The sequence below is a fragment of the Pseudorhodoplanes sp. genome (assembly GCF_035565795.1).
Classification (GTDB): Bacteria; Pseudomonadota; Alphaproteobacteria; order Rhizobiales; family Xanthobacteraceae; genus Pseudorhodoplanes.
Genome location: NZ_DATMRV010000204.1, coordinates 1 through 18,876, shown reverse-complemented (window position 1 = coordinate 18,876; position 18,876 = coordinate 1). Strand labels below are relative to the sequence as shown.

The 18,876-nt window shown below is 62.8% G+C and carries 19 protein-coding genes; 10 read left to right on the top strand and 9 right to left on the bottom strand.

Going from position 1 to position 18,876, the window contains the following annotated elements:
- Window positions 1-790: 4-hydroxyphenylpyruvate dioxygenase (hppD, locus tag VNZ93_RS18210; protein WP_325708321.1), on the top strand; the 790-nt coding region annotated here is incomplete at its 5' end.
- A 52-nt stretch (window positions 791-842) separates the two neighbouring features.
- On the opposite strand, the gene VNZ93_RS18205 is transcribed toward hppD, so the two are convergent.
- The gene (locus VNZ93_RS18205; RefSeq protein ID WP_325708318.1) at window positions 843-1,319 is read right to left on the bottom strand and encodes a MarR family transcriptional regulator; all 477 of its coding nucleotides are present in this window, start codon (window positions 1,317-1,319) and stop codon (window positions 843-845) included.
- A 210-nt stretch (window positions 1,320-1,529) separates the two neighbouring features.
- On the opposite strand from VNZ93_RS18205, the gene VNZ93_RS18200 reads away from it, so the two are divergent.
- The 5 genes from VNZ93_RS18200 to VNZ93_RS18180 all read left to right on the top strand — a co-directional run bounded on the left by VNZ93_RS18200 (window position 1,530) and on the right by VNZ93_RS18180 (window position 6,158).
- A complete protein-coding gene (locus tag VNZ93_RS18200; protein ID WP_325708316.1) occupies window positions 1,530-2,771 on the top strand; it encodes an ABC transporter substrate-binding protein in 1,242 nt (413 codons plus the stop codon).
- A 78-nt stretch (window positions 2,772-2,849) separates the two neighbouring features.
- A complete protein-coding gene (locus tag VNZ93_RS18195) occupies window positions 2,850-3,722 on the top strand; it encodes a branched-chain amino acid ABC transporter permease (protein ID WP_325708314.1) in 873 nt (290 codons plus the stop codon).
- Window positions 3,719-4,726 (top strand): branched-chain amino acid ABC transporter permease, encoded by a 1,008-nt coding sequence (locus VNZ93_RS18190; RefSeq protein ID WP_325708312.1) that lies wholly within the window; start codon window positions 3,719-3,721, stop codon window positions 4,724-4,726. The genes VNZ93_RS18195 and VNZ93_RS18190 overlap by 4 nt, the downstream gene beginning before the upstream one ends.
- Window positions 4,723-5,454 (top strand): ABC transporter ATP-binding protein, encoded by a 732-nt coding sequence (locus VNZ93_RS18185; protein WP_325708309.1) that lies wholly within the window; start codon window positions 4,723-4,725, stop codon window positions 5,452-5,454. The genes VNZ93_RS18190 and VNZ93_RS18185 overlap by 4 nt, the downstream gene beginning before the upstream one ends.
- A complete protein-coding gene (locus VNZ93_RS18180) occupies window positions 5,454-6,158 on the top strand; it encodes an ABC transporter ATP-binding protein (protein WP_325708307.1) in 705 nt (234 codons plus the stop codon). Before VNZ93_RS18185 ends, VNZ93_RS18180 begins: the two co-directional genes overlap by 1 nt.
- A gap of 12 nt (window positions 6,159-6,170) precedes the next feature.
- Here VNZ93_RS18180 and VNZ93_RS18175 read toward each other — a convergent pair whose 3' ends face one another.
- A complete protein-coding gene (locus tag VNZ93_RS18175) occupies window positions 6,171-6,416 on the bottom strand; it encodes a hypothetical protein (protein WP_325708304.1) in 246 nt (81 codons plus the stop codon).
- Window positions 6,417-6,640: 224 nt separating this feature from the next.
- On the opposite strand from VNZ93_RS18175, the gene gstA reads away from it, so the two are divergent.
- Window positions 6,641-7,261 (top strand): glutathione transferase GstA, encoded by a 621-nt coding sequence (gene gstA, locus VNZ93_RS18170; RefSeq protein ID WP_325708302.1) that lies wholly within the window; start codon window positions 6,641-6,643, stop codon window positions 7,259-7,261.
- Between the two features lie 66 nt (window positions 7,262-7,327).
- Here the strand turns inward: gstA and VNZ93_RS18165 are convergent, their stop codons facing one another.
- From VNZ93_RS18165 to galE, 3 genes are all read right to left on the bottom strand, one after another.
- A complete protein-coding gene (locus VNZ93_RS18165; protein WP_325708299.1) occupies window positions 7,328-8,029 on the bottom strand; it encodes a fumarylacetoacetate hydrolase family protein in 702 nt (233 codons plus the stop codon).
- 517 nt (window positions 8,030-8,546) lie between these two features.
- A complete protein-coding gene (locus tag VNZ93_RS18160) occupies window positions 8,547-10,343 on the bottom strand; it encodes an ABC transporter ATP-binding protein (protein WP_325708296.1) in 1,797 nt (598 codons plus the stop codon).
- A 101-nt stretch (window positions 10,344-10,444) separates the two neighbouring features.
- Window positions 10,445-11,431 carry a UDP-glucose 4-epimerase GalE gene (galE, locus tag VNZ93_RS18155; protein ID WP_325708293.1) on the bottom strand — a complete coding sequence of 329 codons (987 nt, stop codon included), beginning with the start codon at window positions 11,429-11,431 and terminating at the stop codon, window positions 10,445-10,447.
- A gap of 130 nt (window positions 11,432-11,561) precedes the next feature.
- Here galE and VNZ93_RS18150 point away from each other — a divergent pair, with 130 nt between their 5' ends.
- From VNZ93_RS18150 to desA, 3 genes are all read left to right on the top strand, one after another.
- On the top strand, window positions 11,562-12,626 hold the full coding sequence (locus VNZ93_RS18150; protein WP_325708290.1) for a glycosyltransferase family 4 protein: 1,065 nt from the start codon (window positions 11,562-11,564) through the stop codon (window positions 12,624-12,626).
- 191 nt (window positions 12,627-12,817) lie between these two features.
- Window positions 12,818-13,030: a hypothetical protein gene (locus VNZ93_RS18145; protein WP_325708287.1), complete on the top strand. Its 213-nt coding sequence runs from the start codon at window positions 12,818-12,820 to the stop codon at window positions 13,028-13,030.
- A 212-nt stretch (window positions 13,031-13,242) separates the two neighbouring features.
- Window positions 13,243-14,637, top strand: a complete 1,395-nt coding sequence (gene desA / locus VNZ93_RS18140) for a syringate O-demethylase (RefSeq protein ID WP_325708285.1) — start codon at window positions 13,243-13,245, stop codon at window positions 14,635-14,637.
- A gap of 106 nt (window positions 14,638-14,743) precedes the next feature.
- Here desA and VNZ93_RS18135 read toward each other — a convergent pair whose 3' ends face one another.
- From VNZ93_RS18135 to waaF, 4 genes are all read right to left on the bottom strand, one after another.
- Window positions 14,744-15,673 (bottom strand): 2-dehydropantoate 2-reductase, encoded by a 930-nt coding sequence (locus tag VNZ93_RS18135; RefSeq protein WP_325708282.1) that lies wholly within the window; start codon window positions 15,671-15,673, stop codon window positions 14,744-14,746.
- A 119-nt stretch (window positions 15,674-15,792) separates the two neighbouring features.
- Window positions 15,793-16,815: a hypothetical protein gene (locus VNZ93_RS18130; RefSeq protein WP_325708279.1), complete on the bottom strand. Its 1,023-nt coding sequence runs from the start codon at window positions 16,813-16,815 to the stop codon at window positions 15,793-15,795.
- Between the two features lie 161 nt (window positions 16,816-16,976).
- Window positions 16,977-17,492: an HAD family hydrolase gene (locus tag VNZ93_RS18125; RefSeq protein ID WP_325708276.1), complete on the bottom strand. Its 516-nt coding sequence runs from the start codon at window positions 17,490-17,492 to the stop codon at window positions 16,977-16,979.
- Window positions 17,493-17,581: 89 nt separating this feature from the next.
- A complete protein-coding gene (gene waaF / locus VNZ93_RS18120; protein WP_325708273.1) occupies window positions 17,582-18,637 on the bottom strand; it encodes a lipopolysaccharide heptosyltransferase II in 1,056 nt (351 codons plus the stop codon).
- Between the last annotated feature and the right edge of the window lie 239 nt (window positions 18,638-18,876).

Genomic DNA, 18,876 nt, shown 5'->3' with positions numbered 1-18,876 from the left:
CGCCGAGCCGGGTGAGACCAGCGTCGGCCCGATGGAGCTTGCAATCCCGGCGATCAAGGGCATTGGCGGCTCGCTTCTTTATTTCGTCGATCGCTATGGCGAGAAGGGATCGATCTGGGATGTCGACTTCGTCTGGACTGGTGAACGCGATCCGAAGCCGGAGAAGGCCGGCCTCTATTATCTCGATCACCTGACCCACAACGTCCATCGCGGGCGCATGGACCACTGGGCCGGCTGGTACCAGACGCTGTTCAATTTCCGCGACATCCGGTTCTTCAACATCGAGGGCAAGCTGACCGGCCTCGTGTCGCGGGCGATGACGTCGCCATGCGGTAAGATCCGCATTCCCATCAACGAGTCGCTCGATGACAAGTCGCAGATCGAGGAATACCTGCGCGAGTACAAGGGCGAAGGCATCCAGCATGTCGCGATGGGTTGCCGCGACATCTATGACAGCGTCGCGAAGCTCGGCGCGAACGGGCTGCCGTTCATGCCGTCGCCACCCGAAACCTATTACGAGAAGGTGGATGCGCGCGTGCCTGGGCACGGCGAGCCGATCCATCAGCTGAAGCGAACCGGCGTGCTGATCGATGGCGAAGGCGTGGTCGATGGCGGCATGACCAAGGTGTTGCTGCAGATTTTCTCCGGCACCGTCCTTGGCCCGATCTTCTTCGAGTTCATCCAGCGCAAGGGCGATGACGGCTTCGGCGAGGGCAATTTCCGCGCACTGTTCGAATCGATCGAGGAGGATCAGATCCGCCGCGGTGTGTTGAAAGCGGACGCGGCGTAGTCCGTTGTCATTCCGGGGCAGCGCAGGCGGCGCAACCCCCGGAATGTGGAATTCATTTCGTCACAAACACATCCAGCAGAGCGAGCATTTGCTCACGCGCTCCGTCGCCCAGCTTCTCCGCCAGTCGCGCCTCATGGCGTGCCGCGAGCGCCTTAGCGCGCTTGAGCACCCTCTGTCCTTCTTTGGTGAGTTGCAGCGCATGTGTGCGGCGGTCGTTCGGGGAGGGCAGGCGTTCGGTCAGTCCCCGCCGCTGCAGATGATCGAGCATGTGGACAAGGCGGGCGCGCTCGATCGCAAGGCGGTCGGCAAGTTCGGCCTGCGACAGCCCGGGATTGGCTCCGATGACGACCAGCACCGAATATTGCGCCGGCCGGATGTCGATGACCGAGAGGGTCCGGATAAAATCCTGAAACACCCAGACCTGCGCGCGGCGCAGCGAGTAACCCAAATGGGAGTCCAGAACGTCGAGGTCGATATCGCGGCGGGGCTTGCGTTCGCGCGGCGGTGCCGCTGCGGGGCTGTCAGGCATCGATCCTCCCGTAGCCCGGTTTGATCCGGGCCTGAATTGTTGTTCTTGACACTCATTGTGCTATACAACAATCCGTTGTCGCCGGAAATACGGGTTTCAGAGCGCGGGCTGATGCCGCACACTTGGCCCATTGCAAGTCGGGCGGAACAATAAGAAAAAGGGGCCAACCAGGGTCTCGGGTCACGGGATCAGTCAGGGAGGAGTTACCAGATGTCCATCAATTCTCGTCATCCACGCGTGACGCGCCGCACCTTCGCCGCGGGCCTTGGTGCTGCCGGCCTGGTCGCCGGCACCGCGCCCTTCAACATCGGTCGCGCCCAAGGCGCGCCGCTCAAGGTTGGCGTGCTGCTGCCGCGTTCGGGCGTGCAGGCCTTCATCGGCCAGGATTGCCAGCGCGGCGTTGATGTCGCGGCCGGCATCCTGAAGGACATCGGCCAGCCGAGCCTCCAGATCATGAATGCCGACACCGAGTCGGACGTTCAGATCGCTCGCGCGCAGGCCGAAAAGCTGATCAACGAAGGCGCCCAGCTCCTGGTCGGCGCGTTCGATTCCGGCCAGTCGACAGCGATCGCACAGGTCGCCGAGCAGCGCGGCATTCCCTATGTCATCAATATCGCCGCGGCGCCTCCGATCACCGAGCAGGGCTACAAGTTCGTTTTCCGCAATTTCCCGATCGCGCCGCGCATCGTCGCGGATGCCTTCATCAACCAGAAGGAAATCTTCGCGGAAACCGGCAAGGCGCCGAAGAAGGTGGCGTTCCTGCACGTCACCGACACCTTCGGAAGCGCGATGGCAAAGTCGCTGCCGGACGCACTCAAGAAGTTCGAGATGCCCTATGAGGTGGCGGACACCATCGCCTATGACCTGAAGGCGCGCGACCTCTCGGTCGAAGTCGCCAAGGCCAAGGGCACCGGCGCCGATGCGCTCCTGGTCGTCAGCCGGCTCAATGACGCGATCCTTGTCACGCGCGAGCTCGTCAAGCAGCGCTGGGAAGGCATGGGCGTGCTCAGCATGGGTCCGGGCTGGTATGAAGACCAGTATCTCAAGACCCTCGGCAAGCTCTCCGACGGCCCGATCAGCTTCGTGCCCTGGTATGATCCGAACAAGAAGCTCGCCAAGGCGCTGCAGGCGGCTCTTGCCAAGCAGTTCCCCGAAACGCACATGAACACCAATCATGTGTACACGTTCGAGGCGCTGCTGATCGCCGCCGACGCCTACAAGCGTGCAGGCTCCGCCAATCCGACGGCACTCGCGGATGCGATCCGTAAGACCGACATCAAGGACAACGTCTCGACCGGCCCCGGCATTCAGTTCGACGCCAAGGGCCAGAACGACAAGCTGCGGAATTCCGCGATTCAGAACCGCGGCGGCAAGCTCGTCACGGTGGCGCCGAAGGGCGCGACCGACGCGAAGGTGCAGTGGCCGGCAACGCCCTACACCAAGCGCAGCTAAGCGGCATCGCAATAACATCTGCTCCGGCCGTGCGCGGCCGGAGCCCATTTCGCCTGAACAGGCCTCGCGGGACCGGCCGTGCCAACCGAAATCTATTTTAATGTCGCGATCAGCGGCCTTCTGACCGGCCTGATCTACGGGTTGAGTGCGCTCGGCCTGTCGGTGATCTTCGGTGTGATCCGCATCGTGAATTTCGCCCATGGCGAGATCATGGTGCTCGGCATGTTCTTCACCGTGGTGGCGTTTCGCCATCTCGGGATCGATCCGTTGGTCGCGGTCCCGTTCGTCGCGGCGATCCTGTTCGGCTTCGGCTATCTGTTGCAGGACTGGGTGGTGCGGCGCGTCGCCCATCTGCACGACTATTTCCAGTTTCTCCTGATGGCGGCGGTCGCGGTGATGCTGATCGCGGTCTGCCTGATGGTTTTCGGACCGCAGGCGCAGGGCGTGAATGTGCCTTATGCGCTCGACTCCTTCTCGATCGGGCCGCTGATCATCGACAAGGTGCGGCTCTATGCCGGCATCGTCGCGCTGCTCGGCTCCGGCGCGATGTTCGCTTTCTTCAAATATACCGATACCGGCAAGGCGATCCGCGCCTGCGGTGACAATTACACAGGCGCGCTCGTGGTCGGCCTGAATGTCCGCCACTATTACGCGCTGACCTTTGCGATCGGCTGCGCCTGCCTTGGCGCCGCTGGGGCGATCATGGTGCTGATCGTCGACGTGCATCCCTATCTCGGCCCGCCTTACACCTTGCTGGGCTTCATCATCGTGATCCTCGGCGGCATGGGCAGCCTTCCCGGCGCGCTGCTGGGCGGCATCCTGATCGGCATGTCGGAGGCGCTGGCCGGAATCCTGCTGCAACCCTCGCTCAAGAGCGCATTCAGCTTCGCGATCCTGATCCTCGTGCTGCTGTTCCGGCCCCAGGGCCTGCTCGGGAAAGTGCAGCGATGAACCGGCTGTTCGAAGGCATCCCGGCTCACGGCCTTGTTCTGCTGGCGCTGTTTTCGGCGGCGCTGATCGCCGCGCCCTACCTCGTCAGCAATTACGTGCTGAGCGTCCTCATCATCGTGCTCTATTTCGCCTATGTCGGGCAGGCTTGGAACATCATGCTCGGCTTTGCCGGCGCGCTGTCGCTCGGGCACGCCCTGTTTGTTGGCATCGGCGCCTATGCCAGCGCGGCGCTATTCATCAAGTTCGGCATCCCGCCTTTGATCGGGGTGTTCGTGTCGATCGCTTTATCCGTCGCGGTCGGATGCCTGATCGGATATCTCGGCTTCCGCTTCTCGATCCACGGCGTCTATTTTGCGCTGCTTACCATCGCTTTCGCAGAGTTCACCGGCATCATGGTGGATCACACGCGCTGGCTGGGCGGCACTGAGGGGCTGTTCCTGCCGGTGGCGAACCGGGACAGGGTCGATCTGATCAATCTGCGCGGCTCGCCGGTCATGTTCTATTACGTGATCCTGGCGATGACGGCGCTCGCCCTCGTGCTCTGCCGCTTCCTGCTGAACTCCAAGCTCGGCTATTACTGGCAGGCGATCCGCGAAGATCAGCAGGCCGCGGAGGCGACAGGCGTCCATCTGTTCAAATACAAGATGATCGCGGTCGCGATTTCGTCCGGCCTGACCGGCATCGCAGGCGTCTGGTACGCATTTTACTACAACAACCTGTTCCCTGAATCGACCTTCGGAACCAACCGCTCGATCGAGATGATCCTCGGTACGATCGTCGGCGGCGTCGGCACGCTGTTCGGGCCCATCATCGGCGCGTTCGTCCTGACGCCGCTCGGTGAAACACTGACGGCGCTCACCGAAGGCCTCAAGATCGATGGCATCAAGCAGTTCTTCTGGGGCCTGTGCGTTGCCATCATCGTGCTGTTCCGGCCCTCCGGCGTATGGCCATGGATTGCCAGCCTGCTGCGGCTCGACCGCAAGTCGGATGGAGGCAAGTCATGACCGCCGCATCGCTCTCCGTCAAAGGCATCTCCAAGAGCTTCAGCGGTTTGCGAGCCGTCGACTCGGTGTCGTTCGAGGTCAAGGCCGGCTCGATCCAGGCGCTGATCGGACCGAACGGCGCCGGCAAGACCACGATCTTCAACGTGATCGCCGGCGCGTTCCCGCCTGATACCGGCGACATCCTGCTGGATGGGCAGTCGCTGGGCGGCAAGCGCGCGGACCAGATCTGCCGCGCCGGCGTCGGCCGCACCTTCCAGATCGTGCGTCCGTTCAACGATCTGACCGTCGAGGAGAATGTCGCAATCGGCGCGCTCGTCTGGACCGACGATGTGAAGGAAGCGCGCGACTACGCGAATGAGGTGCTCAAACTGCTCGGCCTCGACGACAAGCGCACAGCGCGTCCGACCGGCATCACGCTGCCGGACCGCAAGTGCCTCGAGGTTGCGCGCGCGCTTGCGACCAAGCCGAAAATTCTCCTGCTCGATGAAGTGATGGCGGGACTGCGCCCGACCGAGACCGACCGCATGGTCAATGTATTCCGCAAGCTCAATAATGAGACCGGCGTCACGATCCTTCTGATCGAGCATGTGATGCGCGCGGTGATGGCCCTGTCGAGCCATATCGTGGTGGTGAATTACGGCAAGGTGATCGCCGAGGGCACGCCTGAAATCGTGACTCGCGATCCCGATGTGCTGGCCTGCTATCTCGGTGCGGAGGCCGTCCACTGATGCTGACCGTGGATGGACTCGATGTGTTCTACGGCGATGCGCAGGCGCTCGATGGCGTGTCGGTGGACGTGCCCGAGGGCGCGATCGTCGCGATCGTCGGGGCGAATGGCGCCGGCAAGACCTCGCTGATCCGCACCATCGGCGGCATGGTTCGTCCGGCGCGTGGCAGTATCAAATTTCGCGGCAACGAAATCGCCGGTCTGCCGAGCTACAAGGTCTGCAATCTTGGGATAGGGCAGGTGGCCGAGGGCCGCCAGATCTTCCCCAATCTCTCCGTGTCCGAAAATCTCGATATGGGCGCGATGTTGCCGCGCGCGCGTGCGACGCGCGTCCGCAATCGCGACCGGGTGCTGACGATGTTCCCGCGTCTGAAAGAGCGCGCGGATCAGGCGGCGGGAACGCTTTCGGGCGGCGAGCAGCAGATGCTCGCGATCGGCCGTTGCCTGATGGGGGAACCGGAACTTGTGATGTTCGACGAGCCCTCGCTCGGTCTTGCTCCGGCTCTGGTGCAGGACGTACTGGCGACGATCCGCGATCTCAATCGCGACGGCCTGACCTGCGTACTGGTCGAACAGAATGTGGCGGTATCGCTCAAACTCGCGAGCAGGGCTTATGTGCTGGAAAATGGCCGCGTCACGTTGAGCGGCACCGGTGATGAGCTGCTGGCGGACGACCGGGTGCGCCAAGCTTATCTGGGGATGTAGGCCCGGCGGTATCTAGCGCCGCATCAGCGCGTTCAGCGCTGCGACCCGCGTCGTCAGTGGGCTTTCCGGAAACAGGGCCCGTAACTGACTGAGCGCCTGCGATGCGGTCGAAGGCTTGTGCTCATCGAGCGCGCTCGCCATGGCGCGGGCCAACTGGATCTCGCTTTGTCCCGTCATCAGGGACGGGGCCAGCGTCACGTCTCCGAAAGCCTCCGGTTCGGTGATGCGCATCGTCTTCTGGCTTGCGAGCATGGTCATCAACGTCCTCAAACGTGTGTCCTCATTCCGGCCCGGCTGATAATGCGCCATATCTGATTTGGTTCCGCCTTGGGAAGCCCCGCCTCTGATTTTCTGCCATTTGAATCAATGCTTTGGAGCAATGTCGGCGGTTTGGCGCAAAACCGCTCAACCGGCATTTGACTAAGCGCGCATGTCTCGGCAAATCGCAGGCACCAAAGTACCTGGGCTCAATGGAGGACTGCATGAAGCTGTACTACTCGCCAGGCGCGTGCTCGCTCGCCGTCAATATCGCGCTCCATGAGGCGGGTATTCCGTTCGACCTCGAGCGAGTCGACAACAAGGCCAAGGTCACGAAGGGCGGCGAGAATTTCTGGGACGTGAACCCAAAGGGCGTCGTGCCGGTGCTGACGCTCGACAATGGCGAGACGCTGACCGAAGCAACGACGCTGCTCAAGTACGTTTCGGATCAGAAGCCGGAGGCTGGGTTGATGCCCAAGGACGGCACGATGGACTACTATCGCGCCCTCGAGTGGCTGAACTTCATTGCGACCGAGCTGCACAAGCAGTTTACGCCGCTGTTCAAGGACAACACGCCCGGCGATTACCGGATGATCGCCAAGGAAAATGTCCTGAAGGCGTTCGCGCTCATCGACAAGCACCTCGCGGGCCGGCAATGGCTCGCCGGCGACAACTTCTCGGTGGCCGACATCTATCTGTTCACGGTGTCGAACTGGGCGCGCTTCCAGGAGATTGACGTTGCGCAATGGCCGAACCTGAACGATTTCCGTACGCGCGTTCGCGCGCGGCCGAAAGTGCAGGACGCGATGAAGGCAGAAGGTCTGATCAAGCCGCAGGCGGCGTAACCAGAGGCCGGACATGCGAAAGCCCTCGCGACAATGTCGCGAGGGCTTTTTTTGTTGCGCGAACGATCAGGCCTTCGGCTTGCCGATCGTCACCGTGAGCGAGCCGATGCCTTCGACCTCACACTCGATCTTGTCGCCGACATTGACCTGACCGACGCCGGCGGGCGTGCCGGTCATGATGATGTCGCCCGGTGCGAGCTCGACCATCTCCGACAGCTTCCAGATCGTCTCCGGAACGTTCCAGATCATCTGGTTGAGATCGCCGTCCTGCTTGATCTGGCCGTTCACCTTGAGGGTGATGCGGCCCTGGGTCGGATGACCGATCTGCGAGGCGGGCACGAGCGGACCGCACGGCGCGGACGCGTCGAACGCCTTGCCGATCTCCCACGGCCGCTTCACCTCGCGCGAGGCGATCTGCAGGTCGCGGCGCGTCAGGTCGATGCCGACGCCATAGCCCCAGATGCAGTCGTTGGCCTTGTCCGGCTTGATGTTCAGGCCGCCGGACTTCAGCGCCACCACGAGTTCGACCTCATGGTGCATGTCCTTTGTCAGCGGCGGATAGGGCACGACGCCGCCATCCGGGACAATCGCGTCGGCAGGTTTTGCGAAGAAGAACGGGGGCGCCCGCTCGTCCTGACCCATCTCGCGAATGTGCTCGATGTAATTGCGGCCGACGCACCAGATGCGGCGGACCGGAAACTTCTCTGACGAGTCTTTGACCGCAAGCACGGCCTGCGGAGGCGGAGGTATGACGTAACGGTCGCTCATAGCCGTTGATGCTTTTTTGTCACATTGAGCCGGACTTCGGCGTGGAAAGCGTCGTCCAGTCGCGATTGCGATTGGCCGCGGGCGGGGCCTCCGCATAGCATGTGCGTCGAGAGGTTCAAAGCCTTGGGGGCCACAGGCGGGGACCATCTCGGGGCGGTGCTCGCGCCGCCAATGCGGGACCGGCGGCGGGGGCCGCTTGGTGCCGCGTTACTGACGCTGCGACGGTTTAAGCGGGGGCTGCGAACGCCGGGATTGGGGGATCCCGGCGTTCGCATTTCAGGTAACTGTCATTCGGGCCTGCCGTCAGGGCCTGCTGCTACGCCTGCCGTTCAGGTCGGGCGCTTTGTGCGCCATCAGCCGCCCGAATACGGGCCCGTGCCAGAACGGTGACAGACCCCGTGGGGGGACCGCGGTAGCGGGCGCGACTGCAGCCATCGGCAACCTGCTCAACCTGCGACTGGACAATGATCTGCTGCACCACGGATCTGCTGCACCACGACCGGTGCGCGGCAGAGGTCTACTCTGCCGCGACCGTGTCAGCGTCCGGATATTCCTGCGCCTGCAATTGCAGCCGATAGAAGGAGGCGTAGCGGCCGCCCTTGCGCAGCAACTCGTCGTGAGTCCCGGATTCGGCAACGACGCCTTCCTCGATCACGAAGATGCGGTCGGCGTGAGCGACCGTGTGCAGGCGATGCGCGATCACGATGGTCGTGCGCCCCTGCGTCAGATGCGTGATGGCGTCCTGCACCAGCCGTTCTGACTCCGAATCAAGCGCAGCGGTCGCCTCGTCGAGCAGGATGAGCCTGGCGTCGCGGATCAGCGCACGCGCAACGGCGATGCGCTGACGCTGGCCACCCGACAGCTGCAGGCCCTGTTCGCCGGTATGGGTGTCATAGCCGTGCGGGAAAGACATGATGAAGTCGTGCGCGTTCGCGGCCTTTGCCGCCGCGATGATGTCGTCCTCGGTCGCACCGTCCCTGCCGAACGCGATGTTGTCACGGATGGTGCCGTGGAACAGGAAGACGTCCTGTCCGACATAGGCGATCTGCTGCCGCAGCGAGTGGCGCGACACGCCGGTGATGTTCTGTCCGTCGATTTCAATCGCGCCGGATTGCGGCTCATAGAGCCGCAGGATGGTGTTCAGGATGGTGGACTTGCCGCCACCCGACGGCCCGACCAGTGCGGTCATCTGGCCGGCTTCGGCGGTCAGCGACAATCCGCGCAGCACCGGCTCTTCCTTGCGATAGGCGAAATGAACGTCGCGGAATTCGACTCGGCCCTTGTCCATCACCAGCCGGGGCTTGTTGTCCTCGTTGGCTTCGGTCGAGGGGGCATCGATAATCTCGAACAGCTGGCGCACGCCGATCAGGCCGGCATTCAGCTCGATATTGAGCCGGGCGAGACGCTTCGCCGGCTCGTAGGCCAGCAGAAACGCGGTGATGAAGGAGAAGAACTCGCCCGGCGTCGCGTTCATCTCGATGGTTCGGTAGCCGCCATAGATCACGCCCAGCGCAATCGTGATGCCGGCGAGCGCTTCCATCATCGGGCTCGAGCGGTTCGAGACGCGCGCCATCTTGTTGGCTTCGTGCTCGACCGCGGCGACATTTTCGTAATAGCGCTGCCGCATGCGGTCTTCGAGCGTGAAGGCCTTCACGATCCGGATGCCCGAGATCGTTTCCTGCAAGGTCTCGAACAGCCGCGAGCCGCCGGTGAACTGCGCCTTGGCGACCGCGCGGATGCGCTTCACGAGCTTGCGCAACATCCACAAGGCGGGCGGGGCGATCACCAGCGCCGACAGCGACATCACCGGATCCTGGATCACCATGACGGTGACCAGTCCGATCAGGGACAGCAGGTCGCGACCGACCGCGGTGATGAGCATGTTCAGCACCTGCGTCGCAGAATTCGAAGCGGTGGCGAGCCGGTGCAGGAATTCCGACGAATGGCGCTTGGCAAAGAAACCCAGATTCTGGCTCATCAGCCGGTCGAACAGCTTGCGCTGGTTCTCCGCGATGATCGAATTGCCGATGCTGGACAGGATCACCGCCTGGGCGTAGGTGGCGCCGCCGCGCGTGCAGAAGATCGCGATGGTGATCAGGCCGATCACCACGATCGCCGCGAAGCTGCGGTCGACATAGGCCTTGTTGACGATGGTGCCCATCAGATAGGCGATCAGCGCGGTGCTGACGGCGGTCACCGCCATCAGAACGAAGGCAACGGCGTATTTCTTCCAGTGTTTGACGCCGTATTCGAGCACCAGCCGGCGGATCAGCTCGGACGAACTTTCGGTGTCGGCGAGGTTTTTTGGCGCCATAGTCTTCCACTGTTGCGTGGCCGGACGCGGCGCCCGGCCAGCGGGCTACCTGCCCGCTCGGGGCGCAGATTTCAAGCCTGTTGGGCGGAGGCGTGTTCGCCTTATGTATTCCGGGCCCGCAGCCGCTGCTCCCATTCCAGCGCATTGCTGACAATGGTCGGCAGATCGTCGTAGCGGGGCACCCAGTGCAGGGTTCCACGCGCGCGGTCCGAGGACGCGACAATCTGTGCGGGGTCGCCCGGCCGGCGCTCCGCCAGTTCGACCCGGAAATCGACGCCCGACACGGCCTTTACCGTGTCGATCACCTCCAGCACCGAAAAGCCGCGTCCGTAGCCGCAATTGAAGGTAGCGCTGTCGCCGCCCGCGCGCAGATGGCGCAGAGCGTCCGAATGCGCACGGACCAGATCGCTGACGTGAATATAGTCGCGGACGCACGTGCCGTCCGGCGTCGGGTAGTCGGTCCCGAACACGTCCATCTTCTTGCGCATGCCGAGCGCGGTCTGGACTGCGACCTTGATCAGATGCGTGGCGGCCGGCGTCGATTGCCCGGTGCGCATCTGCGGGTCGGCGCCGGCGACATTGAAGTAGCGCAGGATCACGTGCTTGAGGGGATGCGCGAAACCGGTGTCCCGCAGGATGATCTCGGTCATCAGCTTCGAGGAGCCGTAGGGCGACATCGGATCTGGCGCCGCGTCCTCGGACACCGGCACCGATTTCGGATTGCCGTACACGGCTGCGGTCGAGGAGAAGATGAAATGCTTCACCCCGCTTTTGACGGCGGCTTCGATCAGGGTGCGGGAATTGGCGGTGTTGTTGCGATAGTAGCCGAGCGGGTCCGCAACCGAGTCCGGGACCACGATCGAGGCCGCGAAATGGATGATGGCATCCACCCCGTGCCGCTCGATGATTGAGCGTGCCAGCGCCTCGTCGCCGGTATCGCCCTCGTGAAGCGTAACGCGCTCCGGAATGGCCCAGCGGAAGCCGGTGGAGAGGTTGTCGAGCACGACCACGTCCTCGCCGGCATCGAGCAATTCGTAAACCATGTGGCTGCCGATATAGCCGGCGCCGCCGGTGACGAGGACGGTCATGGACCGGGTCTCCGCAAAACATTGGCCACACCATAGGCGACGGCCATGAAAAATGAGTAATAAGGGCCCGCCCCAGTTCGGCCTCGTTCTCCGAGCCGCAGCTCCTCAGGATGGGGGCGGAGTAAGCAACTTGAACGATCTCGACGTCATCATTCCGAACCTGCACTGGAACTATACCGGGGTAACCGCGACCAACCGCATGATCGCGCCGCGGATCGCCCGGCTCGCCAGTGCGCGCTGGTGCGGACCGGATGCGCCTGACGGCATCGAGACAATGAACTTTTCGGAGGTTCTCACGCTTCCCTTCAAGGGGCGGCGCAGGATCGTCTGGCACGCGCGCCGCAACAACGAAATGATGGTCGGGCTATTGCTGAAATGGCTCGGCTGGCCGTTCCGGCTGGTCTTCACCTCGGCCGCGCAACGTCATCATACCTGGATCACGCGCTGGCTGATCCGGCGCATGGACGCGGTGATCGCCACCAGTGACGCATCGGCGTCCTATCTGAAGGTGCCGTGCGAGGTGATCCTGCACGGCGTCGACACCGTGCGTTATCAGCCGCCGAAAAACCGGGACGCTGAATTCCAGATCAGCGGTCTTCCCGGCAAATACGCGATCGGCTGCTTCGGCCGCGTCCGGCATCAGAAGGGCACCGACGTCTTCATCGAAGCGGTGTGCAGGGTCCTGCCACATTATCCGGACTTCAGTGCAGTGGTGGTCGGCGCCGTCGATGATGCGGCATTTGAAGCTGCCTTGAAGGCGCGCGTCGAAGAAGCCGGCATCGCCGATCGCGTGCGCTTTCTCGGTGAACGTCCGATCGACGAAGTGCCGCTCTGGTACCGCCGTATCCTGATCTACGCGTTCACGTCACGCAACGAAGGCTTCGGACTGACGCTGCTGGAAGCGATGTCGTCCGGCAACGCGCTCATTGCCGCGCGCGCCGGAGCCGCAGAGGCGGTGGTGACCGGCGGGCAGATCGCGCTGCTGGTTCCGGCGGGAGATCCGGACGCGCTCGCGGCGGCGCTTGAGACGCTGGTGCGTGACCCCGAGCGCGCTGCAGCAATGGGTGAGCGCGCACGCGATTATGTTGCATCGCATTTCAGCGTCGAAGCGGAAGCGGAAAAGATTGCCGCGGTTTATGAGCGCGCGCTTGGGCGAAAGACGCTTCCGCCGCCGGCGGCCACACACAACGCATAGCGTCTCGCCGCGTTTGCGGCGCGAAAACTTCGACTCCAAATTTGAGGGAAATGCCGCGCAAACATGTTGCGTTGCGCAAACCACGATTGCGTGAGCGGGTGCTCTGTCGTCTTGCCATCACAAAATTGACAATGGCCGCGCTTAGGAATGAAATTCATCCCACAATAAAAAGAACTGAGGAGGAGGCCATAATGGCAGCTTCGGCTATTCAGCTTTCCACGTTCGGCGCTTTGCCTTGCGCACAATGCGGCACTGAACTGCAACGGCCGGCCTGGTCCGAGCCGGTGAACGAGCGGCAAGTCCGTCATCTCTGGAATTGCCGCGACTGTGGTTACGTGTTCGAGACCATGGTGTTCTTCTGCACGGAGGCCGATGCAGTGTCGGCTCCACCGCTCGCGGCGTAACACGGCGACGTTTCGATTCATCTCGCAAACATTTGCGGCCCATACGCGCATCCCAGCGCGCGATGAAGCCTTGTTGACGTGATGCTCCAATGGGCTTCAGCCCAAAGTTGCATTCGCTTTCGACTTGGATCATGAATCCGCGAAATTCGAAAGCGACGCGTAACGTCGCAAATGAGAGCGGTGCATTCGCGCCGCCGCGGGGAGATGAAGCGATGGCCGCGAAGAATCTGGAAGACGTGCTGCAGAGCGTGAAGAATCCGGTTGAGCTGTTGCGCAATCAGCAGACCGGGCCGAACGTCTATCCTGGCGTTCCCGCCGAATACACCAACTGGCGCGATGAGCAGCAGGCCTGGCAGAACACCTGCGTTCTCTTCAATCAGTCCTATCACATGGCGGATCTCGCGGTCGAAGGACCGGACGCGCTGAAGCTGCTCTCGTATCTGTCGATGAACAGCTACAAGAACTTCGAGCCGAACAAGGCCAAGCAGTTCGTGCCGGTGACGCCGGAAGGCTATGTGATCGGCGACGTGATCCTGTTCTATCTCGCGCCGAACAAGTTCAATCTCGTCGGCCGCGCGCCCGCGCTGAACTGGGTGATGTTCCACGCCGCGACCGGAAAATATGACGTGAAGGTCGAACTCGATCAGCGTTCGGCGCTGCGCACCGACGGCAAGCGCAAGTCCTATCGCTTCCAGGTCCAGGGACCGAATGCGATGGAGGTGATCGAGAAGGCGATCGGCGAGAAGCCGGATGAACTCAAGTTCTTCAACATGACCGAGCTGACCATCGCGGGGAGGAAAGTGCGCGCTCTGCGTCATGGCATGGCCGGTCAGCCCGGCTGGGAATTGTTCGGTCCATGGGAAGAGGGCGAGGACGTTCGGCAGGCGCTGATCAAGGCCGGTGACGACTTCGGCATGCGGCTTGTCGGCGGACGCGCCTATTCATCGAATGCGCTGGAGTCCGGCTGGATCCCGTCGCCGCTGCCCGCGATCTATACCGGCGAAGGGACGAGGGCGTATCGTCAATGGCTGCCGGCCAATGGCTACGAAGCCAGCGCGTCGATCGGCGGCAGCTTCGATTCCAGCAACATCGAGGATTATTACTTCACGCCATGGGACATGGCCTATGGCGGCTTCATGAAGTTCGACCACGACTTCATCGGCCGTGAAGCATTAGAGAAACAAGCCAAGGAGCCGCACCGCAAGAAGGTGACGCTCGCGCTGGAAAACGAGGACGTCACGCGTGTGCTCGGCACCCAGTTCCAGAAGCACAACCGCACCAAGTTCATCGACTGGCCGTCGGCGGTTTACTGCATGCATCCGTTCGACCGCGTGCTGGTCGACGGCAAGACGGTCGGCGTCTCGACCTGGATCGGTTACTCGTCGAACGAGGGCAAGATGCTCACGCTTGCCGTGATAGAAGAGGAATTCGCCGAGCCCGGTACCGAAGTCGTGTTCCTCTGGGGCGAGGCGAATGGCGGCTCGCGCAAGCCGACGGTCGAGCGGCACATGCAGACGGTGATGCGCGCTGTCGTCAGTCCGTCGCCCTATGTCGAGGTCGTGCGCAAGGCCTACGCGCCGGGCGGCTGGCGCAAGGCGGCGGAGTAGCTAGCCGAGCATCCATCGATCCGCTCGTCCCCCGCGAAGGCGGGGACCCAGAGTCTTTGCGCTGGATTCGCGGGAATGAGCGGGCCTGGATTTAGCACAGCGTTCTTTATGCCGTCAGTGTCATCTTCCCCTTAGCGTGCAGGATCAGCACATCGCGCACCGCGCGATTGAGCGGCGTCGGCACATTCACCTCGGCGCCGAGATCGACCACGCCGCCGCTGAGCCAAGGCAGTTCCAGCGGCTTACCGCTCTGCAGGTCGTGATACATCGACGAAATCGTTTCGGGTGCGACGCCGTCGATCAGGCCAAGGCGCTGCGTCACGAAATTGTCCGAGAGCTTCACGCCCCGCGCCTGTCCGACCGCGACCACCTCCCGCATAAGCCCGATGAGGAAGTCCCGCGTGATCGGATTGTCGCGGATCGGGCCGATCGACGAGCGCATCGCGGATGTCGCGCCGGACATTGCGACGAGGAAGGCAAATTTCTGCCAGATCTCCAGATTGATGTCGTCATGGATCTCGGCGTCGATGCCGCCGGCAAGGCACGCGCGATGAAGATCCTCCACGCGCCCGGAACGCTTTCCGTCGAATTCGCCGAAGGTCAGCTTTTCGATTGCGCCCGTCTGCGTGATCACGCCCGGCGCGGTGATCGCGGCCGAGACATAGCTCGTGCCGCCGATGAGTGCGCTGCCGACGATCGGCCTCAGCATGTCGTCCTTCTGCACGCCATTCTGGAACGAGATCAGCCCGGTGTCCGGACCGATGCATGGCAGCAGCGAACGCGCCGCGCTTTGCGTGTCCCACAGCTTCACCGCAAACAGGATCATGTCGACGGGGCCGGCACTGGCCGGATTGTCGGTGGCATTCACCTGCGGCAGCGCGATCGGATTCTTGCCGCCGTCGATCCTCAGCCCGTTCCGGCGCATCGCTTCAAGATGTGCGCCGCGCGCGACGAAGGTGACATCGGCGCCGCCCCTGGCGAGCCGCGCGCCGAACACGCCGCCGACGCCGCCCGATCCCATAATGAGAATGCGCAAGTGGATGCTCCTGGCCGTTGGTCCGCTGACCCGATTTGTGCGTCCGGCTATAACGAATGCCGCGCATCAAGGCTACTCGCGGCGCGCAGCGATTCGCGCGGCTTGCCGGCTGCGAAGTGTTACTTTTTCTGCGCCTTGATCTCGTTGAACTTGGCCAGGGCGCGCTCGAACTTCTCGTTGAATAGCCACATTGCATCGAGAATTTCGCGATAGGTCGCCGATGGCTTCGCGCGGTCGGCCTGTCCGAACGTGAACATGGAGTTGTTGCGCAGATAGCCCATGATCGTCGGGTCGGACACCCGATATCCGGCAATGTTGCCGGATCTGATCGCGGCCTTGGTCGGGGTCGGGACGATCTGGATCAGCTCGAACAGCTTCATCTGATCGATCGGGTCGGGAAATGCCCTTACGATGGCTGGGATGTACTGGAACGCGTCGGCGTGTGCATTCATCAGCGCGTCGCGCACATTGATCCAGTGATTGTACCGGCGATCGAGCTTGCCGATGCGCTCCTCTTCCGTTGTGTCGCGCTCGATCAGCGCCGGATCGAAAGCCGCAATCGACGGTTTGATCGCCGCCCATCTCGTTTGTCCGCCCTGGCTCTCGGACACACCGGTCTGAAAGCTTCCCTTGTATTTGTTGGAACGCGCATTGCCGATGTTCTGGTTGCCATTCGACTCGGCAAAGAAAATGCCGAGGCTGATACGGCCGGCGACATCGGCATTGGCCGCGTCGAGGCCGCGCGCGCGGGCAATCGCGGCTCCAAGATCGACGACGTCCCTGAACGGTGTCGCTGAGTATTGAGCATTGGCGGGCGGAGCCTGCATGATGCTGAACAGGCGAAGATACTCGTCGATCAGCGGCTCGTTGTCGGCATCGAAATAGGCCGGCGGGATTGCGAACTTGTTCGGTCTTCCGATTCTTGCCGGCAACGCGTCGGTGAGATCCTTGTAGGTGCTCATCAGGGCATTGCGGGCGAGATAGAGCGCCTGTCCCGGCAGGTTCGGCAGCGGCTGTTTCGCGTCGATCTGCGCGCGCCGTTGGCGGAGGACGGATTTGAAGTCGTTGAGTGCCTGGTTGTACCGGTTCAGCGCCTCCGACTGAGATGCCGTGAGCGCGGGCTGGGCGCGGGCGTTCGGCACAGAGAGACATGCAAGAAGTGCGAGGGCGGCGGCACACAATGCCGCAAGCGCGCACGACCTTACAGCGTTGAAGGAAGGCGCTTCGGCGCCGTCGTCTCTCGCAGCAACTGGATGACGCGGCGGATACATCCACTGACCCGATGGCTAAGCTGAAACGACCGTTAGCGGCGCGGGGTGACGATCTCCTCAACAAACGTCGCGAGATTGCCACCGCTGAACAGATGCCCGGCAATGCCGACGGCGTCGGCTGCGCGCAAATCGGAATCCTTGTCGCCGATCAGGAAACTGCCGGTCTTTTCCACCGGCCACGCGTCCATGAGATCGAGCAGCATGCCGGGTTTGGGTTTGCGCCAGTCTGAATCGATCCTGTAAGCGGGGAGCGGCGCATCCGGATGAAACGGACAGAAGCGGATATCGTCGATGTGCGCGCCTGCGCGCGCAAGCTCGCCGCGCATGTATTCGTGCAGGCGCACGACGTCTTCCTCCGTGAACATGCCGCGCGCCACGCCCGACTGGTTCGAGATGATGAAGACGTGGTAGCCGGCCTCGTTGAGGCGCCGCACGGCATCGGGGGCACCGTCAATGAACCGGAAGCGCTCGACCGTGCCGATGTAACCGTCGTCACGATTGATGACGCCGTCACGATCGAGGAATGCCGCCGGTTTGCGGTCTGTCATTGATCCGTCCGCCGAGGAAGGGTGGCTCATCACGCTCTATCCTATGCTCGCGCGGGCCCGATGCCAGATCAACAGGGCTGCTACGAGCATCAACGCGGCGAAGCGGCGGTAGAAGGATTCGGCAGGGTCCTGCGCACGGCGTCGAGGACCCGGTCCACGGTGACGCCCGCGGTGCTGCGGTCCTTGATGTTGTCGAAGCGTCCAGGCGGCTCGAGAATCGCCGACAAAGGGTTGAGCGGGGCCCATAAACGCGGAGAAGTCGGGCCGAAGATCGCAACGGTCGGCGTACCAATGGCCGCGGAGATGTGCATCAGGCCGGAATCGTTGGTGACGGCGAGATCGGCCGCGGCGAGCGCCACGATCGCGTTGCGGAGGTCATTTCCCGTGAGATCGTAGACACTTGCGCCGCCCGCTTGGACGATTTGCGCGGCGATAGTCTTCTCCGCCGGGCCGCCAAGGACCCACACGTCGGCGCCCTGTCCGGCCAGTTCCCGGGCCAGTTCGGCGTAGTTCTGCGGCGGCCATGCCTTGCCCGGGCCAACCGCGCCGGGCGCCATCGCTACGACCGGTCGCGCGGACTTCCGCAAGGCGTTGCGCGACAGCCAGTTTTCGATCTCGTCGCGCCGCACCTCGATGCGGGGCAGGGGGTAAGTCTCTGGCGGACTTTCATTTTTCGGCGTCGCCAGGGCGACGAAGCAATCGATCATCCGCTCCAGCCTGCGTTCGCCAAAGCGCATGTCGTTGATCAGGACGAAGCGGAATTCTCCTGCGAAACCAGTACGTTGTGGGATTGCGGCCAGATAGGGAGCGAGCGCCGCTTTCCAGGTCCGCGGCATCACCAGAGCGCTCCCGTAACGCTCCCGAGCCAGCCGCTTCCCGAGCGCAGAATATTGCCGGAACGGCAATTGCCGGCGGGGAAGGTCGGCGACGATGCCCTTCCTCACACCCGGAAGGTAATCGAGGATGGGCGCGCAGAGCGTGCTGGTCAGGAGATCGATCGGCCGGTTCGGCCAGCGCATTTTCAGCAGCTGGACGACCGAATGGACCCGCACGAAGTCCCCGATCCACATATAGGGGACGATCAGAATGGGACTGTCGGCCCGGGCGGGGTCCAAGTCGGTCAGATCTTGTGAATTCGAATTCATAATTTAAACTGAACTTTGATTCACTTGTTTGCGCGCCGCGGACCCGCGTAACCCGGCGGATCGCTCGTGTCGAATCCCGCCGCTATTCACTGAAATCCTTAACCCAAGTTGCGCGCTTTCGCCTTGTCGGGCAAAGGATCACCGGTGGGATCGCCCGTGTGGATCGCCCTTCTTGGGGTCACCCTGGGCCGGGGGACGGCGGAGCGCGTCAGCGATGCTTTTGGTGACCGGCGGTGCCG